Raw genomic sequence first — 22,718 nt, forward strand, 5'->3', positions numbered from 1 at the left:
GTCCGGACACCCTTTCACTGGAGGCCAGAACCATGCGATTCCACCTGCTGGGCTCACTGGAAGTCCTCGACGACGACCTGCCCGTGCCGCTGGGCGGCCTCAAGCAGCGCGCGGCTCTGGGTTTCCTCCTGCTGCAGGCCAACCGAGTGGTGGCGACGAGCAAGTTGCTGCAGGCGATGTGGCCACGGGACGTCGTCCCGCCCACGGCGCGCAAGATGCTCCAGAACGCCGTCTCGGGGCTGCGAGGCGTTCTCGCCGCCCACGGCGGCGATCCCGACGGGTCACCGATGCTGCTGACCCACGCACCGGGCTACCTGCTGCGCGTGGACGAGGACTCCCTCGACCTGTCGCACTTCCAGCGGCTCACCGAGCAGGGGAGGAGCGAGCTCGCCGCGGGCAACTGGCCCGTCGCGGCGAAGGTGCTCCGCAGCGCGCTGGGCCTGTGGCGCGGACCGGTGCTCGCGGACCTCGCGGAGACCGGGATCAACTGGCCGGAGCTGACCGCCACCAAGGACTGGAGACCAGCCGCGCAGGAGGACTGCTTCGAGGCGGAGCTCGCCTGCGGCCGGCACGCCGAGATCATCGGCGAGCTCGAGTCGTTGATCGAGCTGGAGCCCTATCGCGAGCGACTGGGCGGCCAGCTGATGCTCGCGCTGTACCGGTGCGGCCGCCAGGTGGACGCGCTGAACGTCTACCGCCGCACCAGGACGGCCCTGGTGGAGGAACTCGGTCTTGAACCAGGCCGAGAGCTGCAGGAGCTCGAACGCGCGATCCTCGACCACGCACCCACCCTGGACCTCCCGCCGTCGGTGCAGCGCAGGCACCTGCTCGCCGTCGACCAGGCGTCCGCGCCGTCACCCGTCGTGATCACGCCGCCCGCTCCGGAGCCGGCCCGCCCGGCGGACGTGCTGGACTCCACGGTCGTGGAGCGCAAGCTCGTCAGCGTCGTGATGGTGTCCGCCCAGCTCGGACTCGCGGCAGGGGACGGTGACCCCGAGGACGTCGACGCGGTGCACCAGGAGGTCGCCTCCGTCGTCTCCGCCGAGGTCTCCCGTCTCGGCGGTGTCGTCGGCGGCAGCGTCGGATCCGTGTTCCTGGCCCTGTTCGGCGTGCCCAAGACCGCCGAGGACGACGCCGATCGCGCCGTGCGCGCCTCGGTCGCCATCCGCGACAGGCTGGACGCGGTCGCGGAGGTGCAGATCGGCGTGGCGACCGGCGACGCCCTCGTGCGCCTGCCGTCGTCGACCGCCCCGACCGCCAGCGGAGTCCTGCTCGACCAGTGCCGTCAGCTGATGGCGCTGGCACCGCTGGGCGCGGTGCGCGCGTGCACTTCGACCCGTGACGCCGCCCGTTCCGTGATCTGGGAGTCTGATGGCGCCCCGACCGGAGGCTGGCAGGCGATCTCGTGCGTCTCACCTCGCGGTGCGAACCGCCGCTCGCAGGCCGCCGTGCCGTTCGTGGAACGCGAGCGCGAGTTGCTGGTGTTGCAGGGGCTCCTCGACGAGGTGCGCACGCGTCGCCGCCCGCACTTCGTGACCGTGCTCGGCGAGGCCGGCATGGGCAAGACGCGGCTCGTCGACGAAGTCGCCTCCTCCTGCACGACGGCTCTGCGCGGCACCGCGACGGCTTTCGGTGACGACCACGGCTACGGGCCGTTGGCCGACGTCGTCAGCGGCTTCTCGCCCTTCGCGACCCTGCGGGCCGGCCTCCAGAAGCTGGTCGGTGCCGGCGAGCTCGCGGACCGGCTGCACGCGAGCCTGGCCTGCCTGGCCGACCCCGGCGCCGGGGTGCGCCCGGACTTCCCGGCCTGGCGGCGGTTCCTGGAGGAGGCAGCGGAGTCCGAACCGCTGATCGTGCTGCTGGAGGACGTGCACTGGGCGAACGACGTGGTGCTCGACTTCGTGGAGGAACTGGGTGAACAGGCCGGTTCCGTGCCGTTGCTCGTGATCGTCACCGCGCGGCCGGAGTTGTTGCAGCGCAGGCCCTCGTGGTTCGGCGGCAAGCGCAACGCGACCACGATCAGCCTGGAACCGTTGTCCCACAACGGAACTCACCAGCTGCTCAACTCGCTGCTGCAGGCGCGGGACCTCTCGCCCGAACTGTGGCAGGCGCTCGTGTCGTACGCCAGCGGCAACCCGCTGTTCGCCACCGAATACGCCGGCATGGTGTCCGACGCGCGCACACCGTGCCTGCACAACGACGCCTCGCTGCCGGTGCCGCCTTCGGTGCGCGGGGTGCTGACCGCGCAGCTCGACTCGCTGCCGGTCGAGGCGAAGGCGGTGCTGCAGGACGCGGCGCTGACCGGCGACCTCGTGTCGCCCGGTGCGGTGGCGGCGACGGGCCAGCGCGACGCCCGTGAGGTCGCCCAGGTGCTGGAACTGCTGGAACAGCGGGACTTCCTGCGCCGCCGGGGCCGCAACAACGAGACCGGCGAGATCGAGTACGGGTTCCGGCACCTGCTCGTGCGCGACGTCGTCACCGAGCAGATCCCTCGCGCCGAGCGGGCGTCGAAGCACGAGCGGGCGCGGGCGTGGAGCAACCAGCCGACGCTCGACCTCACCGGCCGCCGGGCGGGCTGATCCCGCCAGAACGTTGAACGCCGGACCGCGTCCCACCCCAACGCGGTCCGGCGTTCAGCTTTGTCCGGGCAGGGTGAAACGGACGCAGCCGGCCTGACCGGGCCGGCTGCGTCCGTCGAGTGCGTGGTGAACGGATCAGGTGCCGGTCGGCGTGGCGAGGGATCGCGTGTGCCGCCGCAGAACGTCCATCAACAGGTCCGGCGTCGCTGCCCGCGGGTGCAGGATCGCGTGCAGGGTGAGCCCGTCCAGCAGGGCGCTCAGCCGGCAGCACTCGATGCCGAGGTCCAGTCGCGCGGGAAGCCCGCCGTGGTCGGTCGCCGCCCTGAGGATCCTGGTGATCAGGTGGCGCGTGTGCTCGTGGTGCTCCTCGGCGACGACGTGGAACGCGGGCTGCGCCCGTGCGGCCACGACGAAGGCCGACCAGACGGCAAGGTCCTCCCCGTGCGCCTGGTCGAGCGGGAGCATCTCCGCCAGCAGGTCCGCGACCAGGTCAGGGCTGGTGAGGTCCGCCGCGAGAAGCCGGTCGAAGCGGGTGGTCACGCGCTGCCTGATCCGCTCGCCGAGCTCACGCATCGTGAAAACCAGCAGTTCGTCGTGGCTCTCGAAGTAGTGCCGGATGGCTCCGATGGAGAGTCCGGTCTCGGTGGCGAGGTTGCGCAGGGACGCGCCCTCGACCCCCGTTCGGGCCATGATCCGAACCGCGGCGTCGCTCACGACCTTCCGCCGCTCGTACGGGATCACTATTTTCGGCACGATTTCCCTCTGGGTGCGGTGCTGCCCGAACCAACGGAGACGCCGGCATCGCCGGGGGAGACCCCGAATCAGCGATGCCGGCGTGGGAGACGCGGTCGCTCAGGCGCCGCGTGTGGAGCTTTCTTCCTGTGCGGGTTCCTGGTCGAGGACCTTGGGGACTCCGCGCAGGAACTTCAGGACGAAGAGCGCGAGAATGACGGTGACGGCGGCGCTGAAGGCCATGCTCGTCCGGATGCCGTCGAGGTAGGCCTCGGTGGCGGCGGTGCGGACGGCCGTGGCGAGCGGTTCCGCCAGCCCGCTGCCGACCGCGGCGCTGAAGGACTCCCTGACCTGCTCGACGACCGACTGGGGGACCCCCTCCGGCAGGACGAGCTGCGCCCGGTAGATCCCGGAGAGAACGGTGCCGATGATGGCGATTCCCAGCGAACCGCCCAGCTCGTACGCCGTCACCGAGATCGCGGCGGCCGCGCCGGAACGGTCTCGCGGAACGGTGCCCAGGATCGTGTCACTGGTGACGGTCAGCGTGAGACCCGCGCCCGCGCCGACCGCGATCTGCGCGACGACGACCAGTGCGTACGACGAGTCCGCCTCGACCCTGGCGAGCAGGCCGAAGCCGATCGCGGCCAGCACCAGCCCGAGTGCCACGGAGGACCCGCGGCCGATCTTGTTGATCGCGGTCGCGGCGAGCACGCCACCTGCCAGGACGGCGGCGACGGCCCCGGGGACGTAGGCGATTCCCGCGTTCAGCGGCGTCCACTCGCGCACGACCTGGAAGTACTGGCTGATGATCAGGCCGAACGCGGTCAGGGTGAACACCGCGACCAGGTTCGATCCGACGGACGTCGCGAACTGCCTGCGCTGGAACAGCCGCAGGTCGATCAACGGGACGGGCAGTTGCCGTTGCCGCCGGGCGAACAGCCACAGGGCGAGAACTCCCACGACGAAAGCGGCCATCACGTCCAGGTGCCACGGACCCACGAAGAAGGCGCCCTTGATCGTGTAGACCACCGCGACCACACCGATGACGGACAGCAGCACACTGGGCAGGTCCAGCGGAATTCGTTGCGGCGCACGCGATTCGGGGATGAACCTCACCGCGACGAGGACCAGCAGGAGGATCGGGACGTTCACGAGGAACACCGAACCCCACCAGAACTGGTTGAGCAGAACCCCGCCGACGATCGGCCCGACCGCGAAGCCCGCCGCCGAGAACCCCGCACTGGCGCCCACTGCCGCCGTGCGAGCCTTCTGCGTCGTGAACACGACACGCAGCAACGACGTCGTCGCGGGCAAGATCGCGGCTCCCGCCACACCCAGCAGGGCTCGCGCGATGATCAGCAGCTCGACGGTGGGCGCATAAGCCGCCAGCACCGAGGCCACGGCGAAAGCGCTGACACCCCACATGAGCATCCGTCGCCGCCCGATCCGGTCGCCCAGGTTGCCCAAGGTGACCAGGAGGCCCGCCATCGTGAACCCGTAGACGTCCACGATCCACAGCATCGACACGCTGGAGGCGCCGAGTTGAACGCTCAACGCCGGCGCTGCCAGGTGCAGCACGGTCATGTCCACCGTGACGATGAGCTGCGCGAGGCACGCCACGACGATCGTGGCGTAGCCCGTCACCCGGCTGTTCATGCGACGACCGCTCGTCCCGCGGCGTGGGACATCAGCCCCGAGCGCTGGGACCTGAAGGCCACGTCGCCTTTGTCTCTCATCAGGTCGATCGTCAGATCGGGCATTGTTCCTCCAGTCCGGACCTCGTTCATCCGGCGCGGATGGTGTGCGTAGGGGGCGGCTGTGACGATTGGTCGGGCTTGAACGGATGAAGTCGCGAAAGCTTCACGTGCGCTTCGGTGCGCGGATCGCATTAACCGAAGATGTCGTCGAGGAACGCCCAGCTGTCCTTCTTTTTCTTCTTCTTGCCACGGGAGTTCTTGTCGCTGCCGAAGAAGTCGTCGTCGTCATCGTCCCAGTCGTCGTTCTTCCTGTTGTGGGACGGTGGTGCCGGGTGGTGCGGTGCCTGCGCGGGCGCGGGCTGGTAGGGAGGCGGCGCCGCCAGGGGCGGTGGGCTCTGGTGGAACTGGGCGGACTGCTGACGTGCGCGGTCGGCCAGCAGGATCTGCTGCAACTCGCCTGCGTCGAGATAGATTCCCCTGCAGTTGTCACACTGTTCGAGGTGAATCCCGTGTTGGTCGTAGGTGCGCATGGCGTGTTGACATTTGGGGCAGATCATACGTCGATGGTAGGGCGATCGGCTCGCAAACGCCCCGGTCGTTCGGCTGTTGCGGTAACCGCTCGGTAATCGCGCGTCCATCCGACGTCAATTGTGAGAAACAGACAATGGCGGCCCATCCCGCATCCTATTCGTCGACGGCGTCGCCGGACACCCCCTGGCGGCGGTCCGGCCGCAGGGGCTCTCGCCCGGCGGGGGCCGGTCCGGTCAAGATCGTCCATTTTTACGCGATCTTGATGCCTGAGGCCTCCTGCCTTCACACAGGCAGGACTTCACACGAAGTTGACTCGTTCCCAAATGACGCACACCACCACGGGGGAACGGGCATGACCGAAACGTCGCAGCGGCACGCGATACCTGAGCGCGTGGACAGCCCGGTGCGCCCGGCTGCTCCCGCGACGGGGCTGGGACGGTGGTTGCTGAAGCACCGGGTGCAGCCGGTGGTCGGGCCGCAGAGCGGTGAGGCGCACGCGGAGCCGCAGTCGTGGTGGAAGGTGATGTGCCTGACCGGCGTGGACTACTTCTCCACGCTGTCCTACTTACCGGCCATCGCGGCGCTCGCGGCGGGAGCGGTCTCACCGCTGGCGACGTTGCTGATCGTGGCGCTGACGCTGCTGGGGATGCTGCCGATGTACCGGCGGGTGGCGAAGGAGAGCCCGCACGGACAGGGTTCGGTGGCGATGCTGGAGAACCTGCTGCCGTTCTGGCGCGGCAAGTTGTTCGTATTGGTGCTGCTGGGGTTCGTGGCCACGTCGTGGATCATCACGATCACGCTGTCGTCCGCGGACGCGACCGTGCACCTGCTGGAGAACCCGTACGCGCCCGGTTTCCTGCACGGACACGAGGTCGCGGTGACCGTCGTGCTGTTGCTGGTGCTGGGCGGCGTGTTCCTGCTCGGGTTCAGCGAGGCCGTCGGGGTGGCCATCCCGCTGGTCGCCGTGTTCCTGGTGCTGAACGCCGTGATCGTCGTGGCGGGTGTCGTCGAGGTGCTGGCGGAGCCGGCCGCGCTCGACCGGTGGCTGGACGCGCTGACGTCCACGAACGGTGGCGTCGTCGGCCCGGCGATCCTGGCGTTTCCGTTGCTGGTGCTGGGGTTGTCGGGCTTCGAGACCGGCGTGAGCATGATGCCTTTGGTGGCATCGAAGGGGAAGACCGCCGAGGAGCGACTGCGCGACCGCGTGCGCAACACGCGCAAGCTGCTCACGACCGCCGCGCTGATCATGTCGGTGTACCTGATCGCGACCAGCTTCGTGACCACCGTGCTGATCCCCGCGGAGAAGTTCCAGCCGGGCGGCGAGGCCAACGGACGGGCGCTGGCCTACCTCGCGCACGGCCTGCTCGGCGACGCGTTCGGCACGGCCTACGACATCAGCAGCATCCTGATCCTGTGGTTCGCGGGTGCCTCGGCGATGGCCGGCCTGATCAACATCGTGCCGCGCTACCTGCCGTCGTACGGCATGGCGCCGGAGTGGTCGCGCGCGGTGCGGCCGGTCGTGATCGTCTACACGGCGGTCTGCGTCCTGGTCACGATCATCTTCAACGCCGACGTCAACGCCCAGGCGGGCGCCTACGCCACCGGAATCCTCGCGATGATGGTCTCCGCGTCCGTCGCGGTAGCCATCTCCGCCCTGCGCCGCCGGCAGAAGGCGGCTGCCATCGCGTTCACCGTGCTGACGCTCATCCTGCTGTACGCGTTGGTGGAGAACGTGATCGAGAAGCCGGACGGCCTGACGATCTCGCTGTTCTTCATCCTCGGCATCATCGCGATCTCGCTGGTCTCCCGCGTCACCCGCACCACCGAACTGCGGGTCGAGCACATCGAGTTCGACGAGACCGCACGCCGGTTCGTCGCCGACACGCTCGCCCACGACGGTGCCGTGACCATCATCGCCAACCGCCGCCAGGCGGGTGACGCCGCCGAGTACGCGGAGAAGGAGGCCGAGCAGCGGGGCATGAACCCCGTGCCCGGGACGGCGGACGTGATGTTCCTGGAGATCGACGTGGTCGACCCGTCGGACTTCAGCGAGGTGCTGCAGGTGCGGGGCGTCGAGGTCGACGGGCACCGGATCCTGCGCGCCGGCAGCCCCGCCGCGCCCAACGCCATCGCGGCGATCCTGCTCGCCCTGCGCGACTGCACGGGTGTGCGGCCGCACTGCCACTTCGCCTGGAGCGAGGGCAACCCGCTCGGTCACCTCTTCCGCTACCTGCTGCTCGGCCGGGGTGACACCGCGCCGGTCGTGCGGGAGATCATCCGCGCCAGCGAACCGGATCCGGAGCGCCGGCCGGGCATCCACGTCGGAGGCTGATCACAGCTGCCGACGTGGACGACTCGGCGCTACTGGCCCCGGCGGGTCATCGGGACGACTCCTTGATCGAGGTGACGGTGTCGTGGAACAACCGCTCGGCGCGTTGCCAGGGCGAGGTGGCCCGCGGCAGGTCCCGCAGCAGGGGCAGCAGGTCGGCGGAGAACGCGTCGGTGGCTTCCAGTGGTACCAGCGAGGGGAGGTTGTCGATCGCGATGAGGTCCAGCGGCGGCTCGTCGCGCAACGTCCGTGCCGGCTGCTCCCAGGTGGTGGTCCGGTCGTAGACGGGCAGGACGTTGAACGGCGAGCCGACGTCGCACGTCACGTCGCACACGGTCCGCAGGACGCGGCCGGGCTCGTCGAGGTCGGAGGGCCGCAGGAACGGCGGCACGGGCTGGGACGTGAGCACCGCGTTCACCAGGACCTCGTGCCGCAGCAACGCGGGCCGGTCCAGGTCGCGGGTCTCGGCGAGGTCCCAGCGCGTCGGCGTGATGCCCGCGGCGGTGAGCGCCCGGTCCGCGCCGCGACCGCACCGGCCGAGGGCACCGATCACCACCGCGCTCAGCGGGGCACCGCCGGCCAGCCGCGCGTCCAGTTCGGTCGCGGACGTGGGGTGCAACGGCGTGTCGAGCGTGCCGCGGTGGTGCAGCACGGCGAGCGCCGCGCCCACGTAGCCCGCCCAGTAGCCGAACGCCGCGAGCCGCCTGCCGGAGTCGTCGGTGAGGTACTCCAGGTCGAGCAGCACGCCACCGCCCGCGTCGAACCGGCGCAGCAGCCGTTCGGCGCCCTCCTGCTGCTTGTAGGCGTGGCCGAAGAAGACGTGCCGGTGCCGCAGCGCGAAAGGCTCTTCCGGCAGCTCCTTCAGTCCTACGACCACGGCGTCCTCAGGCGCGTCGACCCAGCTGCCCGCTTCCGCCACGGAGCAGCCCGCGGCGGCGTAGTCGCCGATCGGGTGCACCCGTTGCGCCGACTCCTCGATGGTCACGGCGAAGCCGTCGCGCACCAGCGAGGCGGCGTCGGCGGGCGTGATCGGCGCGCGGCGCTCGGTGGCCCGCACCTCGTTGCGCATCCACAGTTGGACCGTCATGTCCTGGAAAGGTAGTCGGTGCGGCTGGCGGCGTTCCTCGTCGCCCGCGCCCGTTCACCCGTTCTCGCTCTGTGATCATTTCGAAGGTTGATGTTCGTCCGTGCTGGGCATCCGGGGCGCGCCCGTGCTCGACACGGACCGCACAGAGAGCCGGAGAATTGCAGATCCAGCACGCCACGCACTCGATGCCCGCTTTGCCGTCCGACGGGCTCTTCAGCCACCCGGACGTGGTGCACGCCAGGCCCGTGGCCGGCATCTCGCCTGCGCAGGGTGGGCGGTACACCGGCCTCTTCCACGAACCCGCCGGCCCGGTACCGGCGGGTGACGCGCGGGGCGGTCAGTCGTCGTAGGGGTCGTCGGCGGGTGAGGCGCTGTCCCAGTCCGAGGCCAGGTCGGGGTCGATGATCGCGAAACGGGTGCCGAGCGGGTCGGCCAGCACCGCCACCTGGCCCAGCGGTGAGGGATAGGGCTGGAAGCGGAGCCGCGCACCCGCCGAACGGGCCAGGTGCAGCGTCTCGTCGAAGCCCAGGCCGGGCGGGACCGCGAAGTGGGCGATCCACCGCGGCGGGACGGTGGCAGGGGTGTCCGGTGCCATCCGGACACGTCCGATCACGGTGTCGCCGCCGGTGGAGTACACGACGTGGTCCACGGACGTGCCGTCACCGACCTGCCGCTGCCGGTAGCCGAAGAGCGCGCCGTAGAACGGGTCGGCCAGGCGGGGACCGCGCGTGACGAACTCCAGCCACACCAGCGCGCCGGGCACACCCGCGGTGAAACCCCAGCCGTCCACGGGCTGGGCGATGCCCACCGTGGCCCCGCTCGGGTCGTCGACCAGCACCTTCGCGACGAGGCCGGGAAGGTGCTGCGGACTGGTCTCCAGCACGGTGCCGCCGAGGCGGCGGACCCGCTCGCTCGCCGCGTCGAGGTCGGCGACGGCCAGGTAGGGCGTCCAGTCCAGCGTCGCGCGTCCCAGCGGACGGACGCCGGCCACCGGTTCGCCGTCGAGCAGGGCGACCGCGTAGTCCTCGCCCGCGTCGTCCCGCGTCCAGTGGTACTTCCAGCCGAACACGCTCTCGTAGAACCGCGTGCTGCGCTCGGTGTCGTTCGTGGCGAGCTCCACCCAGCACGGATGTCCCGGTCGGATGATCATGAGAAGGCGTTGGCTCCTATGGACGTGTGGTGTCCGAGGCGTGCGTTCGAGGCACTCGTGGACACGATTCCACCGTACCTGTTCCCGCGGCCGTCGCGCGGACCCGAGTCCGTCCACTGTGGACACCGAGTTTGAGAGGAGCGGCCGGCGGCTAGCCAGTGGTCCTCATCGGACCTCCTGTGGAGGAGAGGCGTGCATGGCGAAGGACGAGCAACCGCAGGCGGCGCCCGAGGCGGTGGACCGCGCGCGGTTCGACGCGGCGTTGTCCGGGCAGGTCGCGCTGGAGAAGGAGGTCACCCGGCACAACGACCGGGTCGCCGCCGCCCGGCGCCGCCTGCCGATGGTGGAGGTGGAGGACTACGCGTTCACGGGACCGGACGGCCCGGTGCGGTTGACCGACCTGTTCGGCGACAGGTACCTGCTGCTGGTGCAGAACGTGATGTTCGGTCCTGACTGGGACGAGGGGTGCCCGAGCTGCACCTGGGCCGTGGACAACCTCCCGTGGAACATGACCCGGCTCTCCGACGAGGGGATCGCGTTCGCGATGGTGTCGCAGGCGCCGATCGGGAAGCTGGAGGCGTGGCGGGCGAAGCGCGGCTGGGAGCACCGCTGGGTGTCGTCCGCGGACACGACCTACCACCACGACTGGGGCTGGACGCGCACGGACGACGAGGGCGAGGAGTACTGGATGCCCGGCTACTCCTACTACCTGCGGCGCGACGGCAAGCCGTACCTGACGTACATGACCGACCGGCGGGGCACCGAGGCCATCCTTCCGGTGGCGCAGATCATGGACCGCACGGTCTACGGGCGGCAGCAGGACTGGGAGGACAGCCCGCACGGCTGGCCGCAGTACCCGACCTACGGGTGAGCGTGCCGGGGTTCGTCAGCCGTCGCGGTCCCCGAGTGCGTCCAGGCCGTCCTGCCAACGCTGCCGCCGCTGGTCCGCCGTCTGCTCCCACCACGGCGTGCCGCGCTCGCCGAGTGCGGTCTTCGCGAGATGGACCCGTGCGCGCGCATCGCGTTCCGCATCGGCGTCCTGAGCGCGGAGGGCGGCGCCGACGTCCCGGCGCGCCGCCATCAGCAGACTCCGCAGCCGTGCCGCGGGCTCGGGCGGGATCTCGGGATCGGTGGCCCGCCACCGCCGTCCCTTGATGATCACGAAGTGACCGTCTGGGGTGTGCTCCGGCTCGGCCATCACGTCAGGATCGCACCGATCGGGACGTCCGGCGTGCCGATCGCGGCTTGCCGCCGCCGTGGTGCCGCGCTAGATTCCGCCACGACGTGCGAAAGTCACTGCCCGGTGGGTAGTCCGGGTGACGCGTGAGCGTTCGTGCAAGAGCCTGGTCCCAGGTCACCGGTGCGTCCTTTGTCGGCAATCGACCAAAGGACACCCGTGTCTGATCTGAAGGTTCTCGTCATCGGCGCCGGTCTCGGCGGCCTGTCACTCGCCCAGTCGTTGCGCGGCAACGGGATCGACGTCGCCGTCTTCGAGCGCGACGCGAGTCCGGGGGAGCGGCCCCAGGGCTACCGCCTGCACCTCGACGCCGATGCCCTCAACGCGGCGCGCGAGGTGCTCCCGGCCGGGCCGTACGCCGTGTTCGACGCCACGGCCCAGTACACCGAGCCGTTCACGACGATCCTCGCGACCGACCTGTCGGTCGTGAAACGTCTCTTCACCCAGGACGTCCACGGTGACGTCTGGCCCCGCGGCGAGGCCCGTCACGCCAACGTGGACAGGGCCGTCCTGCGCCGGATCCTGTTGGCAGGACTGGAGAAGACGGTGCACTACGGCCGGACGCTCACGCACTACGAGAGCACCGCGCAGGGCGTCACCGCGTTCTTCGCCGACGGGTCCACAGCGCGGGGTGACGTGCTCGTCGGCGCGGACGGCATCCGTTCCGCGGTGCGCGGGCAGCGTGCTCCTCAGTGCGAGACGGCCGACGCGGGAGTCACCGCGATCTACGGCCGCGTGCCGTCGTCCGTCGCGGCGCGGTTCGTGCCCGCCGAGACGTTCACCGACATCTTCACGATCGCCTCGGACGAGCGGAAGGTCTTCCTGGGACTGGGATCCGTGCGTTTCCCGGTCGCGCCGGCGGAAGCCGCGCGGCGCTTCGCACCCGGTCTTTCCCTGCCGGACCAGGACGACTACGTCGTGTGCGTCGTCGGCGGACGGCACGAGCACTTCGCCGGTGTGCGTGACCTCAGTGGTCACGGCCTTCGCACGGCCGCCGCGGAAGTCCTGCGGGACTGGCCCGGTCGTGCGGCGGAACTCCTCACCCGCGCGGATCCCGAGTCGTTCTTCGTCGTGGAGATGCGCACGAGTGTGCCTGCCGAGCTCGACCCGCCGGTCAACGTCACGCTGCTCGGAGACGCGATCCACGCGATGACGCCGACCCTGGGGCGTGGAGCGAACGTCGCGATGCGCGACGCCGCGCTCCTCGGCCGCGCGCTGAAGGCGGTCGAGAAGCGGCGGGCCTGCCTGCGGGACGTCCTGGCGGACTACGAACGCGACGAGCTGACCGGCTACGGGTTCTCCGTGGTGAGGGAGGCCGCGAGGACCGGTGAGCAGCGGATGGCGCAGAACCCGTTGCCGCGCGGGTGAACCGGCCGGTTCACACCAGGGCCGGCAGAGCGCGGTCACTGGCGGCCACCTGGGTCGCCTTGGCCGTCAGGGGCGCCAGCAGCCGCGACGTGAGCGCCTTGTCTGCCAGGCGGCGCAGGCGCAGACCGAGCCGCGTGCGGGGGTAGGCGAACGGCAGGATCCAGCGCGGGAGGTTCTGCACGTCGTCGACGAGGGGCCGCATCCACTCCTCGTAGGCGGCGAGTCCGCCGTCGAGCCGCGCGGACCCGGACAGGGAGGCTGCCAGCACGTAGCCGCTGACGAGTGCCAGCGAGGCGCCTCCTCCGCCCATCGGGGTGACGCACCACGCGGCGTCGCCCGCGAGGCAGACCCGGCCGCGGTGCCACGTGGGCATCCGGATCTGGGTGAGCTGGTCGACGTAGACGTCGTCGGAGCCGTCGAATCCGTCGAGGACGCGGCGCGCCTCCCAGCCGGCGTCGGCGTAGCGGTCGCGGAAGCGGCTCAGCGCGCCGGCGCCGGTGGCGATGTTCCCCGTGCAGGCGAGCATGGCCCGCGTGGTGCCGTGGTTGTCGGGGCGCAGGTGGATCTGCCGTCCGCCGGTGGTGGTGTACCAGCGCCACCGGGTGTCGTCGTCCGGCGTGCGGGGGATCGTGCCGAACACCATCGCGACGCCGAGGTCGCGGCGGTCGACGAGGCCGTCGAAGAGCAGGTCGCGCGTGCTGGAGCCGACTCCCTCGGCGATGACCAGCAGGTCGGCGCGCACCGTCCGGCCGGAGGTGGTCGACACCGTGACGTCCTCGGTGCCGTCCTCGACACCGGAGATCGTGTCGCCGTAGAGCACTTCGACGCCCGCGGGCAGGTGCCGCAGGATCGTGCGGGCGAAGTCGCCGCGCAGGACCTCCAGTTCGGCGGTCGCCGCGTCCGGGCCCGCCGAGGGCAGTTCCGCGAGCACCTGACCGGACGAGTCGACGAACACCGTGCCGGTCTCGGTGGTGTTCTGCTCCTTCACCGCGTCGAACAGCCCCATCCTCGTGAGCACCTCGCGGGCGGTGCCGCGGACGTCGACGTTCTGCCCGCCGTCGCGGAACGCCTTCGCGCGTTCCAGCACGGTCACCTCCCACCCGGTGCGACGCAGCCAGAACGCGGCCGAGAGTCCGGCGATGCTCGCGCCGGAGATCACCGCGTGCCGTGTTGTCATCCGAAACTCCCCACTTGATAGCTTTGCAGCAAAGCTACTTCGGTGCGAAGGGGGTTGCATGACAGACGCGGATCCGCTGGTGGAGGCCTGGTCGGCGGCCCAGGTCGAGGTGATGCACGGCCTGCGTGACTGGGTGGTCGGGTTCACGGCCCTGAACCAGCACCTCGCGGAGTGGTTGCGACTGCCGGCCTCCGACGCCAACGCGCTGGGCCAGATCATCTGGGCGGCGGAGTCGGGCGCACCGCTCTCGCCCGTCCGGCTGGCCCGGCAGATCGGCATGACGACCGGTGCCACCACGATCCTGCTCAACCGGCTGGAGGCCGCCGGTCACCTCGTCCGCAGCCGCGAGAGCGCCGACCGCCGGCGCGTCACGCTGAGGCCGGCCCCGGCCTCACGCGAGCACGCTCGTGGCTTCCTCGCCGTCGCCGGAGCGGAGATCGCGGACGTCCTGCGCACGACCTCCCCGGCCGAGCTCCGCACCGTGGTGGCGTTCCTGGGACGGATCACCGGCGCGGCGGCCGCGGCCGACCACCGGCTCAGCGCGGACGCCGCATCGACGTGATCACGCCGATCTCACCTGCGGTCCGGAGAGGACGGACTCGGCTGCCAGCCGGAAACTCCTGATCATCGGGTTCGGGTCCGCCTTGCGGCTCACCAGGACGACCTGGCTGGGAGGAGCGTCGTCGATCGGGACGGTGACCAGATCGGGACGCAGTGAGCTGCGCCGGTCGCCGACCGGCAGCACGGCCACCGCCTGGCCGCTCGCGACCAGTTCCAGCTTGTCCTCGTAGTTCTCGATCACCGGTAGGTCGGCGCCGAGAAGCCGGTACGAGGTCCACTCGGTCGTCCCGAACGCGCACGGGGCCGCCTCTCCCGCCAGTTCCCCGGACGTCACCGAGGTGCGTGCGGCCAGGGGATGCCCGAGTGGGACCACGAGCACGCGGGGCTCTTCGTACAGCGGGGTGACCACCACGTCGTCGGCGTCGAGGGGGAGCGGCGCCCGCGCGATCAGCGCGTCGACCCGCTTCTCGGCCAGCGCGCCCACGTCGCGGCAGCTCAGGTGCCGCGACGTGATCTCGGCGTCCGGGTGGCGGCGCCGCAGTTCCCGCACCGCGGCGGTGATCACGAGGTCCTCGACGTAGCCGACGGTGATCCGTTCCGCGGCGGCTTCCGCGCGCACGGCCAGTTCGGCCTGGCGAGCGGCGAGCAGCAGGGCTCGTGCCCTCGGGAGGAACGACTGCCCGGCCGGGGTGAGCCGGGCGCCCTGGGGGCCGCGGTCCAGCAACCGCGCGCCGAGGTGGTTCTCCAGCCGTTGGATCTGACGGCTCAGCGCGGGCTGCGCGACGTGCAGATCGGCGGCGGCCCGGCTGAAGTTCTGGTGGGTCGCCACCGCCGTGAAGTAGCGCACCAGCCGCAGGTCCAGGTCCCGTCCGGAGTCGTTCACCCTGCCAGCGTACGCAGTATGCGTTTTCGGAATGACCACGTTGCCGGACGGGTCTTGGACGCCCGCACCGGTGCGGGCTTTGACTGGAGGAGCACCGATTCCCCAGGAGAGTGACGAGCGCGATGAAGGCGATCCAGTTCCACGAAGCAGGCGGTCCGGACGTTCTGCGGTACGAGGAGGTGCCCGTTCCCGAGATCGGACCGGGCGAGGTGCTCGTCCGCGTGCACGCGGTGGGCGTCAACCCGCCGGACTGGTACCTCCGCGAGGGTCTGGAGGTCATGCCGCCGGAGCTGAGGCCGCCGCTGACGTTCCCCCTCACCCCGGGAACGGACGTCTCGGGCGTGATCGAGGCCGTCGCACCGGACGTGCGCGAGTTCACCGCCGGCGACGAGGTCTTCGGCATGCTGCGCTTCCCGGGCTTCGACGGCAGGGCCTACGCCGAGTACGTGGCCGCGCCCGCGTCGGACCTGGCCCGCAAGCCCGCCAGCGTCGACCACGTGCGGGCCGCCGGCGCGCCGATGGCCGCGCTCACGGCCTGGCAGTACCTGATCGACCTCGGGCACGACGTGCCGTCCCCGTTCACCGGCCGCGTGCACCGCCCGGTACCGATCACGCCGGGAACGACCGTGCTGGTCAACGGCGCCGCCGGCGGAGTGGGCCACTTCGCGGTGCAGCTGGCGCGGTGGAAGGGGGCACGGGTGATCGCGGTGGCTTCCGGCCGCCACGAGCAGTTCCTGCGCGACCTGGGCGCCGACGAGTTCATCGACTACACCGCCACGCGTGCCGAGGACGTCGTCCGGGACGCGGACCTGGTGATCGACGCGGTGGGCGGCCAGGACAGCTCACGCCTGCTGGCCGTGCTGAAGCGCGGCGGCACCATGCTCCCGGTGTTCTTCGCCGAGTACGACCCCGAGGAGACGGCGCGTTCGAACATCTCCGTGTCCAACATCCAGGTGCGTTCGAGCGGCTCCCAGCTCGCCGAGATCGGACGCCTGCTCGACCTCGGCGAGCTCCAAGTCGGGCTGGACAGCACCTATCCGCTGTCCGGGGCGCGTGAGGCGCACGAGCGCGCCGCGCGGGGCCACATCCAGGGCAAGATCGTGTTGACGGTGTCCTGACACGGGAATCGCCGCTCCACCTTATGGCCAATTGGTATGTACCACTTGGGTGGACCCCGTCGTACGGTTCTGCGCGCAATCACCCTGCACGCAAGGAGCGGACATGAACCGCAAGCTCATCGCCGCCGCCATAGCGGCGCTCACGGGGGCCGGGCTGACCGTCGCGGTGGCGCTGACGTCCAGCGCCACCGCGTCCGGCACGGCAGACCCCGCCCTGCTGGCCGCCATGGCCCGTGACCTCGGCATCTCCTCGGACCAGGCGCGGGAACGCCTCGACGCGGAGAAGGTCGCGGCCCAGACCGACGCCGCGCTGAAGTCGCGCCTCGGCCCGGCGTACGCCGGGTCCTGGCTGGACGGCACCGGCCACACCCTCACCGTGGCGGTCACCGACCCGGCGCTCGCGAGCGCGGTCCGCTCGCGCGGCGCCAGCGCCACCACGGCGAAGCACAGCGCGTCCACTTTGGACAGCGCGAAGTCCAGTCTGGACGCCAAGTCCACCACCGCGCCCGGCGCCGTCCCCGGCTGGTACGTCGACGTGCGCGCCAACAAGGTCGTCGTGCTCGCCCGCTCCGGCGGCGAGGCGCAGGCCAAGGCGTGGGCGGCTGACGCAGGACTGCGAGGCGACATCGTCACCGTCGAGGCCAGCACGGAGAACCCGCGGCCGTTGATCGACGTCATCGGCGGCAACGCCTACGGCCTGCCCGGTGGCGGCCGCTGCTCCATCGGCTTCGCCGTCGAGGGCGGCTTCGTCACCGCGGGCCACTGCGGTGCCGCGGGCGGCCGCACCTCCAACCCCGGCGGCACCATCCAGGGCAGCAGCTTCCCCGGCAACGACTACGCCTGGGTCCGCACCGACGCGGGCAACACCCCGCGCGCCCTGGTCAACCGCTACCCCGGCACCGTCCCGGTCGCGGGCTCCCAGGAGTCCCCGGTCGGCTCCTCGGTCTGCCGCTCCGGCTCCACCACCGGCTGGCGCTGCGGCACCGTCCAGCAGAAGAACGCCTCGGTCACCTACCCCGAGGGCACCATCACCGGCCTCACCCGCACCAACGCGTGCGCCGAGCCCGGCGACTCCGGCGGCTCGTGGCTGACCGGCGACCAGGCCCAGGGCGTCACCTCCGGCGGTTCCGGCAACTGCCAGACCGGCGGCACCATCTACTTCCAGCCGGTGACCGAGATCCTGCAGGCCTACAACCTGCGCCTGGTGACCTCGGCCGGTCCGACCACGACCACCCCGCCGACCAGCACGACCACGACCACGCCGCCCGGCAGCGGTTCGTGGGCCCCGTACACCAACTACGGCAGCGGCGCCCAGGTCACCTACGACGGCGCGTCCTACCGCGTCATCCAGCCGCACACCTCTGTCCCCGGCTGGGAGCCGCCGAACACCCCCGCCCTCTGGCAGCGGCTCTGACGGCGCCACCGTCTCACCGGCCCCCGGCGACTTCTGTCGTCGGGGGCCGCTGACCTGGGTGTTCCGCTCACGCGATCGACGAGCCGGCGGCCGCTGCGCAATCTTGAGGTTCGCCAGAGGAAACGCGGAGCGTGCCCTGAGAAAGCCCCCGCAGTCTTGTGCCAGCGCCACCACACGGGGCAGGCGCGGAGACCACCGGGAGCACCGCAGATGACCAAGCACCACGCCGACCGCCGTTCCGCCTGGCGTCCGCTCGCCTTCGCCGCCGTCGGGACCGCGACGCTCGTCGCCATGGGCACCGGCGTGTGGGCGACGTTGTCCGCCACCGCGACCAACACGACGCCCGAGCAGGTCACCTCCGGCACGCTGAAGCTGACGATGGCCAACAACGGCGCCGGCTTCTCGCAGAACATCACCAACCTCGCGCCCGGCGACACGGTCAACCGCTACGTCGACCTGACCAACGGCGGCTCGCTCGACGGGCAGGCCCTGACCCTCCAGGTCGCGGCGACCGGGTCGGCCCCGCTCGTCACCGACGGTGCCACCTCGAAGGCGCTGCGGGTCTCGATCTGGCAGTGCACCGGCGGCACCTGGAACCCGAGCAGCGGTGTCTGCACCGGAGGGACGGCCACCAGCCTGCTCGCCGCCACGCCGTTGTCCGGCCTGGGATCCGCCGTGCCGCTGGTGCCGGGCAGCCTCGCGAGCGGCGGCGTGACTCGCCTGCAGGTGTCGGTCCAGCTGCCCGACCAGACCGAGACCACGGTGAACGGAGTGGCGCCCGCGGCCACCGTGCAGGGCCAGTCGGTGTCGCTCACCTACACGTTCAACGAGACCCAGCGCAACGCCGCCACCACCAACTCCTGAGCAGCGAAGGACGACGGACCGCGATGACGACGACCTCGTTCCCCGCCCGCCTCTGCGCGGTGCTCGGCGTCGTCCTCGCGGCCTGCGCCCTCACCGGCACCGCGCACGCCGAGGCGGACGCGGACGCCGTCGCGACCTCCCAGGCCGGCACCGCGCGGTGGGCGGCGACGCTCGTCCGTCCGGACGGGACGGTCCTGACCGGGAGTGCCTGGAGCACCAACTACTCCAGCGTCGCCACGACCTACCTCTACGGGAGCGTCCGCAACACCGGCACCCTCCCGCTCGCCGCCCAGACCTACGCGCTGACGACCTCCGGGTTCCTCCTGGGCGCGCCCGCCGCCACGGCGTGCGTGAACGGCGTGTGGCAGGCGGCCACCAACACCTGCACCGGCACCCCGGTGACCCTGTCCGGGGCGGCCGCGCTGCCGGTCGCGGTCGGGGGCACCGTCTCCGTGCGGCTCACCCTGCCGCCCGCCCTCAACGGCACGGTCGCCCTGTCCGTGTCCGTCGCTCGTTCCCAAGCTCGCGCCACCTCGTGAACGGAACCCCCATGACGATCACCACGAACAAGAAGCCCGTGCGCGGTGTCGTGTCCGGCGCGCTGCTGGCCGCGCTCGCCGTGGCCGCGGTCGCGGGTGCGCTGGTCGTCGTGCTGGGCAGGATCGGGTTCTCGCCGGTGCTGTCGCCCAGCATGGAACCCGCCTTCGCGCCGGGTGACCTGCTCGTCACCCGTGCGGTGCCGGTGGCGGACCTCAGCGTGGGCGACGTCGTGGTGCTGCCCCGCCCGGACGTGGCGGGGGAGCGGTACGCCCACCGCGTCGTCGAACTGACCACACGTTCGGGTGAACCCGTGGTGCGGACGAAGGGGGACGCGAACGAGGCGGCCGACCCGCAGACGTTGCGCATCACCTCGCCCACCGTGCCGGTCGCCGTCGGGAACGTGCCGGTCGTGGGCCGGATCGCGCTCCTGGGCCAGGACTCGGGCGTGCGGATCGGGTTGATCGTGCTGATCGGCGGCGCGGTGCTGCTGGGCATGCGCCGCCTGATCTACCGGGACCCGCGGTGACGCCCGTCCTGCCGCGCCCGGCCTACCGCTCCACAATGGACGGGATGGCCGCCGCGAAGATCCTCGTCGTCGAGGACACCCCGGAGATCAGCTACGTGATCGAGCTGGCGCTCGCCGACGCGAGGTTCGACGTGCGCGTCGCGGCGGACGGCGAGGAGGGCCTGCGCGCCGCCCGGCACTGGGTGCCGGACGTCGTCGTGCTCGACCTGAACCTCCCGGACCTCGACGGGTTCGAGGTGTGCCGTCGGCTGCGCCAGTTCACGTCGGCCTACGTGATCATGCTGACCGGCCGTGCCGACGAGGTCGACAAGCTGGTCGGCCTGACCAGCGGCGCCGACGACTACATGACCAAGCCGTTCTCCCCGCGTGAGCTGACCGCACGCGTGCAGGTGATGCTCCGGCGCCCGCGCGGCGGCCCGTCCGCGCCCGAGGTGCCGCACCAGCGCCGCACGCTCGGGCCCGTCGAGGTCGACCTCGACACCCGCGAGGTGCTCGTGCGCGGCGAACCGGTGCCCGTCACCCGCATCGAGTTCGAGCTGCTCGCCGCCATCAGCGAGAACCCGCGCCAGATCCGCACGCGCGACCAGCTGCGCTCGCGTGCGTGGGGCGAGGCGTGGCTCGCCGACGACCACGCCGTCGACGTGCACCTGTCGAACCTGCGCCGCAAGCTCGCCACCGCGGGCGCACCCGACCTGATCAGCACGGTCCGCGGCGTCGGCTACCGGATGAACTGGAAGAACCTGTGACGCGCCGGGTGCTCGTCGTCGACGACGAACCGGACATCCGCGAGCTGGTCGTGCTGTCGCTGCTCACCACCGGCTGGGACGTCACCACCGCGGCGTCCGGCGAGGAGGCGGTGCGCCTGTGCTCCGGGGGAGGTGTCGACGTCGTGCTCCTGGACGTGGACATGCCCGGCATGGACGGCAGGCAGACCGCCAGAGCACTGCTCGCCGACCCCGATACGGCCGTCGCGGTCGTGTTCCTCACCGCCTCGGCCGACGTCGAGGACCTGCCGGGACCGGTGCTGCCGAAACCGTTCGACCCGATGCTCCTGGCGGCGCAGGTGGAGGCTCTGGTCAGTCCCGGGGCACCGCCAGCGGCAGCTCCAGTGTGAAGGTCGTGCCCGCGGCCGACGTCTCCGTCACGGCGACGGTGCCCCCGTGCGCGGTCACGATCCCGCGGGTGATGGCCAGCCCTAGCCCCGCGCCCTTGGCGTCGCTGCGCACACCGGCCGCGAGCCGCACGAACGGTTCGAAGACGTGGTCGACCTGGTCCTGCGGGATTCCGGGTCCCTCGTCGCGCACGTGCACCAGCGCGGTCAACGCTCCGGTCTCGCGCACGACCTCGACCGCGGTGTCCGGGCAGGACACCTTCACGGCGTTCGCCAGCAGGTTCGTCAGCACCTGCACCAACCTGTCCGAGTCACCGCGCACCACCACGTCCGGGCCCGTTTCCGTCAACCGCACCCCGGCCCGGCGCGCGGTCTCCGCGACCGAGCAGAAGGCCTGCTCCGTCACGGACGCCAGCCCCACCTCACCGATCCGCAACGGCAGCGTGCCGCGACGCGTGAGCGTGAGGTCCATCAGGTCGTTCGTCAGCCGCACCAGCCGGTCGGTGTTGCGCACGGCGATCTCCACGAGCCGTTCCGCCTGCGGCGGCAGCGACCCGAACCGCCCCGACTCCAGCAGCTCCAGCGATCCGTGCACCGACGTCAGCGGCGTCCGCAGCTCGTGACTGGCGACCGCGACCAGATCCCCTGCCGCCCCGGCCTGGCACTCCAGCTCCGCCCACGCCGCCAGGTCGTTCAACAGCTCCCGCTCGTCCGGCGTCAGCCTGCGCGGCCGTTCGTCGAGCACGCACAAAGTGCCGATCAGGTGCCCGGACGCCGCGGCGATCGGCTTCCCGGCGTAGAACCGGATGTGGGGCGGCCCCAGCACCATCGGGTTGGTCGCGAACCGAGGGTCGTCGAGCGCGTCGGGCACCTCCATGACCTCGGGCACGTCGAGCGCGTACGAGCAGAACGACTCGCTGCGCGGCGTCTGCGCGGCATCCAGTCCCGCGGCCGACTTGAACCACTGCCGGTCGAGGTCCACCAACGACACCAACGCGATCGGCGCGTGCAGCAGACGGCGTGCGGTGCGGGTGATCCGGTCGAACCGCTCCTCGGCGGGAGTGTCCAGCACACCGGTCCCGCGCACCGCCGCCACCCTGCTGATCTCGGCGTCCCACGCGTCGCTGATCACGCTTCGAGTATCCGCGCGGCGAGGACGGCGCCGCACGTCGTTGACACCATCGGGGGACACGGGCACGGAGTGGCCGGATGCGTGCCAACGCGGCTTTTCTGACGCCCGGCAGGGGAACTCAGGCCCGGCTCATGCAGTCCACCCAGGACTCGGTGGAGACGACGATGTCGGTGGGGAGGGTTTGGGTCACGATCCCGTCCGACACCCAGATGTGCGCGTGGTAGGTCGTCATCGGCACCGATGTGGGCCCTTGCACGCCGACGAACCCGTTGACGACGATCGAGCCGTCAGGGCGGTGGAGGTTGGAGCCCGGCGGGAGGTGGGCCTCGGTGGCGGTCCAGCCGGGAGGCAGGTCGCGCATCCCGTACTTGAGGTCGGTGGTCCACTTCCCGCTCACCACGAAGATGAAGTAGGAGGAGTGGGTCCTCCCGTCGTTGCTGTGCAGAACGCACATCCGGCTGGTCCTGTCGAACTGCTCCAGTTGCCACGTCCGGGTGTGCGCCGACGCGACGGCGGATGTGCCGACCAGGGACAGCAGGAGCGCTGAGGCCAGGGCGAGCACCGATCTGACGATCCGGGACATCACTTTCACCGAACCCCTCCGGAGACTGGCGCGAACACGTTCCGGTCCACGCTAGCGACCTGATCTCAGAGCCTTCTGAGACCAGTCGGAGTTGTTGCG

23 protein-coding genes are annotated in these 22,718 nt (G+C 71.1%); 13 read left to right on the plus strand and 10 right to left on the minus strand.

Translation table 11 applies throughout. The annotated features are described in order from the left end of the window. Positions 1–32 precede the first annotated feature (32 nt). Positions 33–2,579 carry a BTAD domain-containing putative transcriptional regulator gene (locus ACFWN2_RS03595; RefSeq protein WP_382424693.1) on the plus strand — a complete coding sequence of 849 codons (2,547 nt, stop codon included), beginning with the start codon at positions 33–35 and terminating at the stop codon, positions 2,577–2,579. A 135-nt stretch (positions 2,580–2,714) separates the two neighbouring features. Here ACFWN2_RS03595 and ACFWN2_RS03600 read toward each other — a convergent pair whose 3' ends face one another. The 3 genes from ACFWN2_RS03600 to ACFWN2_RS03610 all read right to left on the minus strand — a co-directional run bounded on the left by ACFWN2_RS03600 (position 2,715) and on the right by ACFWN2_RS03610 (position 5,646). Next, positions 2,715–3,332, minus strand: a complete 618-nt coding sequence (locus ACFWN2_RS03600) for a TetR/AcrR family transcriptional regulator (protein WP_382424694.1) — start codon at positions 3,330–3,332, stop codon at positions 2,715–2,717. Between the two features lie 99 nt (positions 3,333–3,431). Next, positions 3,432–4,967: an MFS transporter gene (locus ACFWN2_RS03605; protein WP_382424695.1), complete on the minus strand. Its 1,536-nt coding sequence runs from the start codon at positions 4,965–4,967 to the stop codon at positions 3,432–3,434. 232 nt (positions 4,968–5,199) lie between these two features. Continuing rightward, positions 5,200–5,646, minus strand: coding sequence for a zf-TFIIB domain-containing protein (locus tag ACFWN2_RS03610; RefSeq protein ID WP_382424696.1), 447 nt, complete (start codon positions 5,644–5,646; stop codon positions 5,200–5,202). A gap of 245 nt (positions 5,647–5,891) precedes the next feature. Here ACFWN2_RS03610 and ACFWN2_RS03615 point away from each other — a divergent pair, with 245 nt between their 5' ends. Continuing rightward, positions 5,892–7,871 carry an amino acid transporter gene (locus ACFWN2_RS03615; protein ID WP_382424697.1) on the plus strand — a complete coding sequence of 660 codons (1,980 nt, stop codon included), beginning with the start codon at positions 5,892–5,894 and terminating at the stop codon, positions 7,869–7,871. A 46-nt stretch (positions 7,872–7,917) separates the two neighbouring features. On the opposite strand, the gene ACFWN2_RS03620 is transcribed toward ACFWN2_RS03615, so the two are convergent. Then, entirely contained in the window at positions 7,918–8,955 is a 1,038-nt protein-coding gene (locus ACFWN2_RS03620) for a saccharopine dehydrogenase (RefSeq protein ID WP_382424698.1), read from the minus strand. Positions 8,956–9,113: 158 nt separating this feature from the next. Here ACFWN2_RS03620 and ACFWN2_RS03625 point away from each other — a divergent pair, with 158 nt between their 5' ends. After that, on the plus strand, positions 9,114–9,305 hold the full coding sequence (locus ACFWN2_RS03625) for a hypothetical protein (protein WP_382424699.1): 192 nt from the start codon (positions 9,114–9,116) through the stop codon (positions 9,303–9,305). Here ACFWN2_RS03625 and ACFWN2_RS03630 read toward each other — a convergent pair. After that, positions 9,293–10,105, minus strand: a complete 813-nt coding sequence (locus ACFWN2_RS03630; protein WP_382424700.1) for a VOC family protein — start codon at positions 10,103–10,105, stop codon at positions 9,293–9,295. The genes ACFWN2_RS03625 and ACFWN2_RS03630 overlap by 13 nt on opposite strands. 196 nt (positions 10,106–10,301) lie before the next feature. Between ACFWN2_RS03630 and ACFWN2_RS03635 the strand changes: the two genes are divergently transcribed. Beyond that, positions 10,302–10,976 (plus strand): DUF899 family protein, encoded by a 675-nt coding sequence (locus ACFWN2_RS03635; RefSeq protein ID WP_382424701.1) that lies wholly within the window; start codon positions 10,302–10,304, stop codon positions 10,974–10,976. 15 nt (positions 10,977–10,991) lie between these two features. On the opposite strand, the gene ACFWN2_RS03640 is transcribed toward ACFWN2_RS03635, so the two are convergent. Then, entirely contained in the window at positions 10,992–11,303 is a 312-nt protein-coding gene (locus ACFWN2_RS03640; protein WP_382424702.1) for a hypothetical protein, read from the minus strand. Positions 11,304–11,501: 198 nt separating this feature from the next. Between ACFWN2_RS03640 and ACFWN2_RS03645 the strand changes: the two genes are divergently transcribed. Continuing rightward, entirely contained in the window at positions 11,502–12,710 is a 1,209-nt protein-coding gene (locus ACFWN2_RS03645) for an FAD-dependent oxidoreductase (protein ID WP_382424703.1), read from the plus strand. A 10-nt stretch (positions 12,711–12,720) separates the two neighbouring features. Here the strand turns inward: ACFWN2_RS03645 and ACFWN2_RS03650 are convergent, their stop codons facing one another. Continuing rightward, positions 12,721–13,887 (minus strand): FAD-dependent monooxygenase, encoded by a 1,167-nt coding sequence (locus ACFWN2_RS03650; RefSeq protein WP_382424704.1) that lies wholly within the window; start codon positions 13,885–13,887, stop codon positions 12,721–12,723. A gap of 58 nt (positions 13,888–13,945) precedes the next feature. Between ACFWN2_RS03650 and ACFWN2_RS03655 the strand changes: the two genes are divergently transcribed. Continuing rightward, on the plus strand, positions 13,946–14,449 hold the full coding sequence (locus tag ACFWN2_RS03655) for a MarR family winged helix-turn-helix transcriptional regulator (RefSeq protein WP_382424705.1): 504 nt from the start codon (positions 13,946–13,948) through the stop codon (positions 14,447–14,449). Here ACFWN2_RS03655 and ACFWN2_RS03660 read toward each other — a convergent pair whose 3' ends face one another. Next, the gene (locus ACFWN2_RS03660) at positions 14,450–15,331 is read right to left on the minus strand and encodes a LysR family transcriptional regulator (protein WP_382424706.1); all 882 of its coding nucleotides are present in this window, start codon (positions 15,329–15,331) and stop codon (positions 14,450–14,452) included. It abuts the gene before it with no gap. Positions 15,332–15,453: 122 nt separating this feature from the next. Between ACFWN2_RS03660 and ACFWN2_RS03665 the strand changes: the two genes are divergently transcribed. From ACFWN2_RS03665 to ACFWN2_RS03695, 7 genes are all read left to right on the plus strand, one after another. Then, a complete protein-coding gene (locus ACFWN2_RS03665) occupies positions 15,454–16,449 on the plus strand; it encodes an NADP-dependent oxidoreductase (RefSeq protein ID WP_382424707.1) in 996 nt (331 codons plus the stop codon). Positions 16,450–16,552: 103 nt separating this feature from the next. Then, positions 16,553–17,863, plus strand: coding sequence for an alpha-lytic protease prodomain-containing protein (locus tag ACFWN2_RS03670; protein WP_382424708.1), 1,311 nt, complete (start codon positions 16,553–16,555; stop codon positions 17,861–17,863). Between the two features lie 210 nt (positions 17,864–18,073). Beyond that, a complete protein-coding gene (locus ACFWN2_RS03675) occupies positions 18,074–18,727 on the plus strand; it encodes a TasA family protein (protein WP_382424709.1) in 654 nt (217 codons plus the stop codon). Between the two features lie 23 nt (positions 18,728–18,750). Continuing rightward, complete coding sequence (locus ACFWN2_RS03680; RefSeq protein ID WP_382424710.1) at positions 18,751–19,266, plus strand: hypothetical protein; 516 nt, start codon at positions 18,751–18,753, stop codon at positions 19,264–19,266. A gap of 11 nt (positions 19,267–19,277) precedes the next feature. Further along, positions 19,278–19,793 carry a signal peptidase I gene (locus ACFWN2_RS03685; RefSeq protein ID WP_382424711.1) on the plus strand — a complete coding sequence of 172 codons (516 nt, stop codon included), beginning with the start codon at positions 19,278–19,280 and terminating at the stop codon, positions 19,791–19,793. Further along, on the plus strand, positions 19,790–20,539 hold the full coding sequence (locus ACFWN2_RS03690; RefSeq protein WP_382424712.1) for a response regulator transcription factor: 750 nt from the start codon (positions 19,790–19,792) through the stop codon (positions 20,537–20,539). Before ACFWN2_RS03685 ends, ACFWN2_RS03690 begins: the two co-directional genes overlap by 4 nt. Continuing rightward, positions 20,536–20,907 carry a response regulator gene (locus ACFWN2_RS03695; protein ID WP_382424713.1) on the plus strand — a complete coding sequence of 124 codons (372 nt, stop codon included), beginning with the start codon at positions 20,536–20,538 and terminating at the stop codon, positions 20,905–20,907. The genes ACFWN2_RS03690 and ACFWN2_RS03695 overlap by 4 nt, the downstream gene beginning before the upstream one ends. Here ACFWN2_RS03695 and ACFWN2_RS03700 read toward each other — a convergent pair. Further along, positions 20,870–22,036 carry an ATP-binding protein gene (locus ACFWN2_RS03700; RefSeq protein WP_382424714.1) on the minus strand — a complete coding sequence of 389 codons (1,167 nt, stop codon included), beginning with the start codon at positions 22,034–22,036 and terminating at the stop codon, positions 20,870–20,872. The genes ACFWN2_RS03695 and ACFWN2_RS03700 overlap by 38 nt on opposite strands. A 118-nt stretch (positions 22,037–22,154) precedes the next feature. Further along, entirely contained in the window at positions 22,155–22,619 is a 465-nt protein-coding gene (locus tag ACFWN2_RS03705; protein WP_382424715.1) for a DUF5980 family protein, read from the minus strand. Positions 22,620–22,718: the final 99 nt, after the last annotated feature.

Origin of the sequence: Lentzea sp. NPDC058436, assembly GCF_042721515.1 — a bacterium.
Lineage (GTDB): Bacteria > Actinomycetota > Actinomycetes > Mycobacteriales > Pseudonocardiaceae > Lentzea.

Coding starts and splice junctions, on each gene's coding strand:
- ACFWN2_RS03595 (WP_382424693.1), top strand. CDS start 33: ATGCGATTCCACCTGCTGGGCTCACTGGAAGTCCTCGACGACGACCTG.
- ACFWN2_RS03605 (WP_382424695.1), bottom strand. CDS start 4,967: ATGAACAGCCGGGTGACGGGCTACGCCACGATCGTCGTGGCGTGCCTC.
- ACFWN2_RS03610 (WP_382424696.1), bottom strand. CDS start 5,646: ATGGACGCGCGATTACCGAGCGGTTACCGCAACAGCCGAACGACCGGG.
- ACFWN2_RS03615 (WP_382424697.1), top strand. CDS start 5,892: ATGACCGAAACGTCGCAGCGGCACGCGATACCTGAGCGCGTGGACAGC.
- ACFWN2_RS03620 (WP_382424698.1), bottom strand. CDS start 8,955: ATGACGGTCCAACTGTGGATGCGCAACGAGGTGCGGGCCACCGAGCGC.
- ACFWN2_RS03630 (WP_382424700.1), bottom strand. CDS start 10,105: ATGATCATCCGACCGGGACATCCGTGCTGGGTGGAGCTCGCCACGAAC.
- ACFWN2_RS03635 (WP_382424701.1), top strand. CDS start 10,302: ATGGCGAAGGACGAGCAACCGCAGGCGGCGCCCGAGGCGGTGGACCGC.
- ACFWN2_RS03640 (WP_382424702.1), bottom strand. CDS start 11,303: ATGGCCGAGCCGGAGCACACCCCAGACGGTCACTTCGTGATCATCAAG.
- ACFWN2_RS03650 (WP_382424704.1), bottom strand. CDS start 13,887: ATGACAACACGGCACGCGGTGATCTCCGGCGCGAGCATCGCCGGACTC.
- ACFWN2_RS03655 (WP_382424705.1), top strand. CDS start 13,946: ATGACAGACGCGGATCCGCTGGTGGAGGCCTGGTCGGCGGCCCAGGTC.
- ACFWN2_RS03665 (WP_382424707.1), top strand. CDS start 15,454: ATGAAGGCGATCCAGTTCCACGAAGCAGGCGGTCCGGACGTTCTGCGG.
- ACFWN2_RS03670 (WP_382424708.1), top strand. CDS start 16,553: ATGAACCGCAAGCTCATCGCCGCCGCCATAGCGGCGCTCACGGGGGCC.
- ACFWN2_RS03675 (WP_382424709.1), top strand. CDS start 18,074: ATGACCAAGCACCACGCCGACCGCCGTTCCGCCTGGCGTCCGCTCGCC.
- ACFWN2_RS03680 (WP_382424710.1), top strand. CDS start 18,751: ATGACGACGACCTCGTTCCCCGCCCGCCTCTGCGCGGTGCTCGGCGTC.
- ACFWN2_RS03685 (WP_382424711.1), top strand. CDS start 19,278: ATGACGATCACCACGAACAAGAAGCCCGTGCGCGGTGTCGTGTCCGGC.
- ACFWN2_RS03705 (WP_382424715.1), bottom strand. CDS start 22,619: ATGTCCCGGATCGTCAGATCGGTGCTCGCCCTGGCCTCAGCGCTCCTG.